Below are 8601 nucleotides of genomic sequence, written 5' to 3' on the forward strand. Positions count from 1 at the left end.
GGCTGTCAGTGCATGGCTTGCTGGTCGACGAACGGCTCGCGCTCGCGGCGCGGCTGCTGCGCGACACGCAACTCGGCGTGCAGGCGGTGGCGGCCGAGGCTGGGTGGGAATGCCACGGGCGCTTCAGCGCGGCGTTCCGGCGCCAGCATGGCATGGCGCCGCGCGACTACCGGCTGCGGCATGCGCCAGCGGCCGACGCGGGGCCGCGCAGGCACTGAGCGCTTTCAAGCGCGCCGACGCGAAACCCACATCGGGTGGTGGCCTCGCGCGATCGAACGCGACCCGCGCCTGTTCGCTCTCAGATCTTGAACGAACGCAGCGCCTTCAAGGACTCCGACTTCGACGGCAGGGCCTTCATGGCCCGCGCCTTGAACGGCAGCACCTTCGAAGGCAGCGCCTGGAGTGCCTGCCAACGCGAAGGCGGCGAGCGGCGCGCGTAGACCAGCGCCGCGATCAGGCCCAGGCCCGTGAGCGCGGCGCCGCCCCATGCGACGGCGGGGCTGTGCAACGCACGGCTGAGGGCCGACCGTTGGCGCTCGGGGTGCGCGGGCGTGCCGGAGGCGGCGCGCTCCAGCGGGGTGATGGCGCGTGCGGTGTTGGGGTTTTCCTCGCCTTCGAGGACGGCCCGCGAAATCTCCAGCGGCGTCAACTCTTCTGCGCTCGGTTCGGACAGGGACCGGGGGGTGTTCGGCTGGATCGTCATTGAAATCTCCGCTTTGCTGATGTGTTGAACGCCAGCCTCTCCCACGCGGGCCGCGGTCGCCTAAGGCGAGCGCCCGGCATTCGCGTAGGCAAAAGCCGCATGCCCGGCCAGCCCGTCGACAAGGACACCCATTTGAATTGCAAGAACCACTAAAATGGCTTTTATCTTTGAAAACACGACATAAAGACCATAAGAATGGCATTTGCTCTGGCACCCGCTACCGAAGTCCTGCAGGCCCTGGGCCAGCGCGTGCGCGCGCAGCGGCTGGCCCAGCAGGTGCCTCAGCGCGAGCTGGCCCAGATGGCCGGCCTCTCCCTGGGCGCGGTGCGCAAGCTGGAAAGCAGCGGCCAGACCTCGCTGGAAACCCTGGTCCGCACGGTACAGGCGCTTGGCTTGGTGAATGAGCTGGAAGACCTGTTCGTGCTCAAGCGCCAATCCATCGCCCAGATGGAGCAGGCGGAAGCCGTGAGCCAACGACAGCGGGCCACACGCCGACGAGGGGGCCGTTCATGAAACAGCTGGCCGTTCGCTACTGCGGCTGGGGCGAGGACTGGCCGCTAGGCCGGCTGGCCGACGACGGCCGCACGCTGCTGTTCGAGTACGCGCCCGAAGCGCTGGGACAAGGGCTGGAACTGTCGCCGCTGCACCTTCCGTTGCGCGCCACGGCCCATGGCGGTTTCCCGCAGCATCTGCACCGCCTGCCCGGCCTGATCGCCGACAGCCTGCCCGACGGCTGGGGGCTGCTGCTGATGGACCGGCTGTTCCGCCAGCAGGGGCTGCGCCATCCCGGACCGCTGGATCGCCTGGCCTTCGTCGGCGACCGCGCCATGGGCGCCCTGCGCTTCGTGCCGGCCACGCCACCCGATGCCGAAGAGCCGGACTGGAACCTGCTGGCATTGGCGAAGGAAAGCGAACGCGCCCTGGCCGGGGAAGCGGGTGCCGCCCTGCGCGAACTGGCGCTGACCGGGGGTTCCCCGCAAGGCGCGCGACCCAAGGCCCTCGTGCAGTACGACGCGGCGTCGGGGCACGTGAGCACGCGCAGCGACGCCCCAGGCGAGCCCTGGCTGGTGAAGTTTCCTGCCCAGGGCGAGCACAAGGAGGTCTGCGCCATCGAGCAGATGTATGCGCAGCTCGCGCGCGACTGCGGGCTGGAGATGCCGGCCAGTGCATGGTTCGATCTGTCGCCCGCGCTGGCGGCCTTCGGTGTGGCACGCTTCGATCGCGAACAGGGATTGCGCGCGCCGGTGCAAAGCCTCGCGAGCCTGCTGCACGTGGACTTCCGTATCCCGGGCAGCACGGACTACACCGCCTTGCTGCGCGCCACGCGCTTCCTGACCCGCGACGAGCGCGAGGTCGAGAAGGCCTATGCGCGAGCCCTCTTCAACGTGCTGTTCCACAATCGCGACGACCACCCGAAGAACTTCGCGTGGCGCCTCGAACGCGATCGCCGCTGGCGGCTGGCGCCCGCCTTCGACCTGAGCTTCAGCGAAGGTCCGATGGGGCAGCACCACATGGACATCTGCGGCGAGGCCCGTGCCGTGGAACGGAGCCACCTGGTGCGCCTGGCTTCGGAAGGCGGCGTGCCGGCGGCTGCGGCCGAGGCAACCCTCGACCGGATGCTGGCGCAGGCCGCGACCTTCGCGCAGCGCGCGACCGACTGTCCGATCCGCCGAGCGACGGTGCGGCAGATGAAAACGACGGTCGACAAGTGCCGCGCGCGACTCGTGCGCGCTTGATGCGGTGCCCGCGCGATCAACCCGCCTCCAACCCCGCCAGCAACAACCGAAGACTCGCCTGAAATTCATCTTCCGCCGTGCTCCGCATCGCCGCGGAAGCCACGCCGATCAGTTGCGGAAAGCGATCGGCCGGCAGCGCGCGGAAGCGCGCAATGGTGTCCTCGGCTGATTCCGCCGCCTGCAGCGACAGCGGGCCCGCCAGCTCGGCTTGCGCCATGCCCGTGACCAGCGCGGAGATGGCCCGGAAGGCCACCAGCAACCGCGTGCCCGAACGGCCGCTGCGCGCCAGCGCGGCCAGCAGCGCCTCGGCCACCTCGAAGGTCGCGGGGGCGCGGCTGCGGCGGGTCAGGATCAGCGGAATGGCGTGGGGATGCGCACGCACCGCGCGCCACAGCGCGGTGGCGATGGCGCGCACCTCGTCGCTCCATGCGGCGTACGGCCCGCGATCCCAGGCCACCTCGGCGAGCACCGCCTCGATCACCAGCAGATCGATCGCCTCGCGCTGCGGCACGTAGTTGTAGAGCGTCATCGCACCCGTGCCCAGCTCGGCCGCGAGCGAGCGCATCGAGAGGCCGGCGAGGCCCTCCCTGTCAAGCAGGCGCAGGGCGGCAGCCTGCAGTTGCGCATGCGTGAATCTGGCGGGTCGGCCCATCGCTGCTCCATTGACTTTCTTCGGATGGGACGATTATAGTAGTTTACGTACATCGTACGTATTTGAATCTTCCACCGCCTTTCAGCAAGGAATCACATGAAGCTCACCCCGGGTTCCATCGCGCCGGCACTCGTCGCCCGGACGATCCTCGGCCAGTCCGTCCGCATACCGAGCGACGGCGCGCCCTACCTGCACCTGCAGTTCCGCCGCTTCGCCGGCTGCCCGGTGTGCAACTTCCACCTGCGCACGATGAGCCTGCGCCAGCCGGAGATCGCCGCGGCCGGCGTGCGGCAGATCGTGTTCTTCCATTCGTCGCCCGAGGAGATGCTCGAGTACCAAGCCCAGCTTCCCTTCGACTGCATCGCGGATCCGGCGAAGCGGTACTACCGCGCCTATGGCGTCGAGACCTCGTGGCGCGCGGTGCTGCATCCCGGGGTGTTCTGGAGCGGCCTGCGCTGGGTGCTGTCCACCGGCCGCTTCTATCGCAAGGCCGAGAACGGCATCCTGGGCCTGCCGGCGGACTTCCTGATCGACGCACAGGGCAGCGTGGTGGCCTGCAAGTACGGCCAGCATGCGGACGATCACTGGGAAGTGGACGACCTGCTGAAGCGGGTGGGCGATGCCGTGGCCCCGCCGGTGTCCAGCGCGCAGCGCCCGGGCACCGTCGGCTGAGGCGCGATGCCGGATCGCGCGGGCCACGGCAGCTCCGGCCCGCGCGGCACGATCCCCGACGGATTGAGCGTCGGCAGGCTGCGGTAGTAGTGCTGCGCGATGTCGTCCAGCCGCACGGTGTCCGCCACGCCGGGCAGGCCATGCAGGCGTTGCGCGAGCGCCCACAGCCTCGGGTGCTCGAAGGCATGGCGCCAGTTGCACTTGAAGAGGGTGTGGTAGACCCGGTCGAAACGGACCAGCGTGGTGAAGAGCTGGATGTCCGCCACCGTGAGCCGGTCGCCGAACAGCCACGACGGGCGCGGCGGCAGCCGCTTCTCCAGCAGCGCGAGCGCCGAGAACAATCGCTCGACGGCGCGGTCGTGCGCGTGCTGGGTGGTCGCGAAGCCGGCGTCGTAAACGCCATGGTTGATCGCCTCGGCGATGAAGCGGCTCAGCGCGCCGAGCTCGGGCTCCAGCGTTGGCGCGAACAGGCTCGTGTCCGCGCCGCGGCCGAAGCGCCGGTCGATCCAGCGCAGGATCCGCATCGAATCGCGGCTGAGGATGCGATCCGCCCGTGCGTCGTAGAGCATCGGCACGGTGGCGCGCCCTTCGAAGCCGGGCTGCGCGCGGCTGCAGACCTCGTGCAGCGTGGTGGCACCGGTGCGCGCGTCCGGCGGATCGAGCACCCAGCCTTGCGGCCCCATCACTGGCTCGACCACGCGGACCGGCAGCCGATGGACCGCCTCCGTCAGCGCGAGCCCGATCAGCACGCGGTGCGCGAAGGGACAGGCATGCGAGACGTAGAGCCGCAGCCCGTCGAGCTCGCCATGCAGCGGCAACGCTTGCGTTTCATCGACCATCGCGGCGCCGCTCAGGCCGCGAGCTTGCCGGCGACGGTGGCCACGTGCCGCCCCTGGAAGCGCGCGCCGTCGAGTTCCAGCGCCGATGGCCGTCGCGCGTCGTCGCCGCCCGAGAGCGTCGACGCGCCATAGGGCGAACCGCCCGCGACCTCGTCCATGCGGTTCAGTCCCGCGAAGCTGTAGGGCAGCCCGATGACCACCATGCCCAGGTGCAACAACACAGTGTGGAAGCCGAGGATCGTCGACTCCTGGCCGCCATGCTGCGAACCGGTCGAGACGAACACGCCGGCGGCCTTGCCCACCAGCCGGTTCTCGGACCACAGGCCGCCGGTCTGGTCGATGAAGTTCTTCATCTGCGCGGCCATCGCGCCGTAGCGCGTGGGCGTGCCGAACAGGATGGCGTCGTAGCCGGGCAGCTCGTCCACCGTCGCGATCGGCACGGCGGGGTCGCGCTGGTAGCCCGCCGCCTGCGCGACCTCGTCCGGCACGAGTTCGGGAACGCGCTTGACGTGCACCTCGGCGCCGACCGCGCGCGCGCCCTCGGCCACGGCGTCGGCCATCGCCTCAATGTGGCCATAGGAGGAGTAGTAGAAAACCAGGATCTTCGCGGGCATCGCGGCAGCCTTCGTGAGTGGAGTGAAGGCCGCGAAGTTAGCGACAGGTCCGCGGCGCGGGTAGCCCGGCACGGCGCACAACCGTGTTGCGCGCGGCACAACGGCGATCAGAAACCCATGCGCTGGAAATGGGCCCCGAGGTGCTCGACGACCGCGCGGGCGCGGCCCGGCAGCCGCGCGCTCGAATGGAACAACGCGAACAGCCCGGCCTCGGGCATGCGGAATTCCTCGAGCACGCGCACGAGCCGGCCCGCCCGCACGTCGCTTTCGGTGATGAAGGCCGGCAGCCCGACCAGGCCGCGGCCCGCGAGCGCCGCCGCACGCAACGCGCCGCCATCGTTGGTGCGCAGCCGGCCACCCGCGCGCACGGCCTTCCATTCGCCGTCGACCAGGAAGCGCCATTGATCGGCCGCGCCCATGTTGGCGTAGGCCAGGCACTCGTGCGCCTCGAGGTCGGCAGGCGTCGACGGCCGTCCGCGCCGCGCGAGGTAGTCGGGGCTGCACACCACCGCGCGGTGGATGGTGCCGAGCCGGCGCGAGACCAGGGTCGAGTCCCTGAGCTCGCCGATGCGCAGCGCCAGGTCGAAGCCACCGCCCACGATGTCGGCATAGCGGTCGTTGAGCTCGATGTCGATCTCCAGCCCCTCGTGCAGCGCCATCAGCTCGGCGATGGCCGGCAGCACGTGCAGCACGCCGAGGTTGGTGGGCGCGGTGATGCGCACCAGCCCGCGCACGGCGGCCGCGCCGCGCGAACTCGCATCGACCGCATCGTCGAGGTCCTCGAGCGCCTTGCGCGTGCGCTCCTGGAAGCCCGTGCCCAGTTCGGTGAGCGTCACGGCATGCGTGGTGCGATGCACCAGCTGCACGTCGAGCCGCCGCTCGAGCGCGCCGACGCGGCGGCTCAGCACCGATTTCGACAGTCCGAGCCGCTGCGCGGCCTTGGTGAAGCTTCCCGTTTCGGCAACGAGCAGGAAGGCTTCGAGTTCTTCCAGAGGGGGACGCATGGAGTGACCTGGGTGGGCTGTTGCGCGGCCAGCAACATCGTGTTGGCGCGGGCGCGCCGCCTTCGCGACGGTGCGGCTTCTACATTCTCGCCATCCCTTTCAAGGAGTGCATGTGGATCCAGAAATCTCGGTGTGGATGTTCCAGTTCGCGGTCGCGGCCGGCCTGGCGGCGTGGATGAGCGTCGCGGTCCTCAACAACCTGCAGGCCTTCCAGGCCTCGGCCGGCGCCATCGGCCTCACGATGGGCATGGTGCTGCTGCGCGAGCCGCCGTTCGACACGCTGCCGCTGCGGCGGCGCGCGATCGCATCGCCGGCCGTGCACCGGCTCGCGCTGCTCGGCGTGATCGCGCTGCAGGCGGCGAGCGCGCTGGCATTGCTGGCGGGCACGTTGCTGATCGCCTGCGAGCCGCTGCGTTTCGCGTCGGCTTCCGCCCTCGCCTGCCTCAACCTCGGGCTCGGCGCCTTCGTGCTGTGCTGGGCGGCGATGTGCGTCGCGGGGCTGTGGTTCGGGGCCTGGATCCGGCAGGAAGGCCTGTTGCTCACGCAGCTGCTGCTCGGCTGCTGGGGCCTGCTGGGCTTCGCCGTGCTCAACCTGCCATCGGCGCTCGTGCGCGCCTGACACAAGCGCGGCTCAGGCGTCGCGCGCGCAAGCCAGCATCAGCTCGCGCAGCCACTCGTGCGCCGGCGAATGGTCGGTGCGCGGATGCCAGACCATGCGCACGTCGAACAGCGGCAGGTCCAGCGGCAGGTCGAAGGCCTCCACCTCGGCCATGCGCGACATGCGGCGCGCGAGCCGCGCCGGCACGCTGGCCACCATGTCGGAGGTCTCGAGCACGAAGGGCAGCGCGAGGAAGCTGGGCTTGATCATCTGCACGCGCCGACGCAGGCCGTGCGGCTCGAGCGCGGCATCGATCTGCACGTTGTAGATCTGCGAGGCGTCGGGCTCGATCGTCACGTGCGGCAGCGCGCAGAACGAAGGCACGTCGAGCGCCGCGCCATGCACCGGGTGCGAGCGCGCGGCCAGACCCAGGAAGCGGTCGGAGAACAGCTTGCGGCCCTTGACGTAGGTCGGCGCGTTCGGGAAGTAGGTCAGCGCCAGGTCGAGCTCGCCGGCCGCCATCATCTCGCCGAAGTGGTGCGGGTTGGTCTGCAGCATGTGCACCCGCACGCCCGGCGCCTCCTGGCGGATGCGGCGCATCACCGAGGGCATCATCAGCAGGTCGATGTAGTCGATGACGATGAGCCGGAACACCTGCGTCGAGGTCGCGGGGTCGAAGCGAACGGGCTCGGTCAGGCGCTCGAGCGCGGCGATCGCCTCCTGCACGCGCGGCCACAGCACGAGCGCGAGCTCGGTCGGCATCCAGCCGGTGCCGGCGCGCATCAGCAGTTCGTCGCCCAGCAGGTCGCGCAGCTTGGCGAGCGACACGCTCATCGACGACTGGCTCATCTCGAGCCGCTCGCCCGCGCGCGTGACGTGCCGCTCGCGCATCAGCGCATCGAAGGCACGCAGCAGGTTCAGGTCGAGGTCTTGCAGCTTCATCGGGGGCGATAGCGGGGCGCGGGCGGGTAAACCCGCATGGATCATCACGAACGCGATGCCGGGCATCGGCGGCTTCGATGGACCGCGCGGCCGCGGCCCCGAATACTGGCGGCCATTATTCACTCCGCCAGAAAGATCGCCATGGCCATTCCCCAGATCCGAGTCACCCGCGAAGAGATGCGCCAGCGCGTCGCCTATTTCAAGGACCTCAAGGGCTTCGACGGCGGGCTGCCCGACAGCCGCCATCCGAGCGCCGAACGCAAGCTCTACAACGCGGTGGGCTTCCAGCCACCGCGCGGCAAGGGCGGCGACGAGGTGGTCTCGCCGGTCGGCGCGCAGGCGGCCGAGAACGCCGCCATCCGCATCAGCGAGGGCTTCAACCTCGGCTTCTGCGAGGCGAAGCCCGGCAAGGGCCCGATGATGCACAACCACGACACCAACGAGACCTTCATGCCGCTCACGGGCCGCTGGCGCTGTTCGTGGGAGCTCGACGGCCGCGAGGAGTACTTCGACGTCGGGCCGTGGGACATCTTCTCGTTCCCGGCCGGCGTCAACCGCCGCTTCGAGAACATCACGCACGAAGAGCCGGGCAAGACGCACTTCCTGATGTTCGTGATCGGCGGCAACGCGCCCGAGGCGGACTTCACCGAAGAAGCCAAGAAGACGCTGCGCGAGGAAGGCCTGCTGGCCTGATGCACGCGACGGCCCACCGCATGACAACGATCGCCGAAGACCTGCCCGCGATGCCCGAGGCCCTGCACCGCTTCGTCGCCGCGCAGCCCCTGCACCGCTTCACCGACACGCGGGGTTTGGCCTGGTCGCTGCGCGACAGCGGCGCGCG

12 protein-coding genes are annotated in these 8601 nt (G+C 69.9%); 6 read left to right on the top strand and 6 right to left on the bottom strand.

Features of this window, described 5'->3' with window-relative positions; genetic code table 11:
* Positions 1-218, top strand: a 218-nt coding sequence (locus tag AC27VN_RS24255; protein WP_490878162.1) for a helix-turn-helix domain-containing protein, incomplete at its 5' end; no start/stop codon positions are given.
* Positions 219-298: 80 nt separating this feature from the next.
* Here the strand turns inward: AC27VN_RS24255 and AC27VN_RS24260 are convergent.
* Positions 299-703, bottom strand: coding sequence for a hypothetical protein (locus AC27VN_RS24260; RefSeq protein WP_296786950.1), 405 nt, complete (start codon positions 701-703; stop codon positions 299-301).
* Positions 704-898: 195 nt separating this feature from the next.
* On the opposite strand from AC27VN_RS24260, the gene AC27VN_RS24265 reads away from it, so the two are divergent.
* Together AC27VN_RS24265 and AC27VN_RS24270 are read left to right on the top strand one after the other, a co-directional pair.
* Positions 899-1216, top strand: coding sequence for a helix-turn-helix domain-containing protein (locus tag AC27VN_RS24265; RefSeq protein ID WP_490878163.1), 318 nt, complete (start codon positions 899-901; stop codon positions 1214-1216).
* Positions 1213-2439: a type II toxin-antitoxin system HipA family toxin gene (locus tag AC27VN_RS24270; RefSeq protein ID WP_490878164.1), complete on the top strand. Its 1227-nt coding sequence runs from the start codon at positions 1213-1215 to the stop codon at positions 2437-2439. Before AC27VN_RS24265 ends, AC27VN_RS24270 begins: the two co-directional genes overlap by 4 nt.
* Positions 2440-2455: 16 nt before the next feature.
* On the opposite strand, the gene AC27VN_RS24275 is transcribed toward AC27VN_RS24270, so the two are convergent.
* Positions 2456-3091 (bottom strand): TetR/AcrR family transcriptional regulator, encoded by a 636-nt coding sequence (locus tag AC27VN_RS24275; RefSeq protein ID WP_208512725.1) that lies wholly within the window; start codon positions 3089-3091, stop codon positions 2456-2458.
* A 96-nt stretch (positions 3092-3187) separates the two neighbouring features.
* Between AC27VN_RS24275 and AC27VN_RS24280 the strand changes: the two genes are divergently transcribed.
* Positions 3188-3763, top strand: a complete 576-nt coding sequence (locus AC27VN_RS24280; RefSeq protein WP_490878165.1) for a peroxiredoxin-like family protein — start codon at positions 3188-3190, stop codon at positions 3761-3763.
* Here AC27VN_RS24280 and AC27VN_RS24285 read toward each other — a convergent pair.
* The 3 genes from AC27VN_RS24285 to AC27VN_RS24295 all read right to left on the bottom strand — a co-directional run bounded on the left by AC27VN_RS24285 (position 3673) and on the right by AC27VN_RS24295 (position 6220).
* Positions 3673-4602, bottom strand: coding sequence for a glutathione S-transferase C-terminal domain-containing protein (locus AC27VN_RS24285; RefSeq protein WP_490878166.1), 930 nt, complete (start codon positions 4600-4602; stop codon positions 3673-3675). The genes AC27VN_RS24280 and AC27VN_RS24285 overlap by 91 nt on opposite strands.
* A gap of 11 nt (positions 4603-4613) precedes the next feature.
* Positions 4614-5216: an NAD(P)H:quinone oxidoreductase gene (gene wrbA / locus AC27VN_RS24290; protein ID WP_490878167.1), complete on the bottom strand. Its 603-nt coding sequence runs from the start codon at positions 5214-5216 to the stop codon at positions 4614-4616.
* 107 nt (positions 5217-5323) lie between these two features.
* Positions 5324-6220 (bottom strand): LysR family transcriptional regulator, encoded by an 897-nt coding sequence (locus AC27VN_RS24295; protein WP_490878168.1) that lies wholly within the window; start codon positions 6218-6220, stop codon positions 5324-5326.
* Positions 6221-6332: 112 nt separating this feature from the next.
* On the opposite strand from AC27VN_RS24295, the gene AC27VN_RS24300 reads away from it, so the two are divergent.
* Positions 6333-6839, top strand: coding sequence for a DUF2165 family protein (locus tag AC27VN_RS24300; RefSeq protein ID WP_490878169.1), 507 nt, complete (start codon positions 6333-6335; stop codon positions 6837-6839).
* 12 nt (positions 6840-6851) lie between these two features.
* On the opposite strand, the gene AC27VN_RS24305 is transcribed toward AC27VN_RS24300, so the two are convergent.
* Entirely contained in the window at positions 6852-7760 is a 909-nt protein-coding gene (locus tag AC27VN_RS24305; RefSeq protein WP_208512720.1) for a LysR family transcriptional regulator, read from the bottom strand.
* Between the two features lie 141 nt (positions 7761-7901).
* On the opposite strand from AC27VN_RS24305, the gene AC27VN_RS24310 reads away from it, so the two are divergent.
* The gene (locus AC27VN_RS24310; RefSeq protein WP_209542178.1) at positions 7902-8453 is read left to right on the top strand and encodes a cupin domain-containing protein; all 552 of its coding nucleotides are present in this window, start codon (positions 7902-7904) and stop codon (positions 8451-8453) included.
* The last annotated feature ends 148 nt before the right edge of the window (positions 8454-8601 follow it).

Source organism: Variovorax sp. 20P10.2.4 (assembly GCF_058244205.1).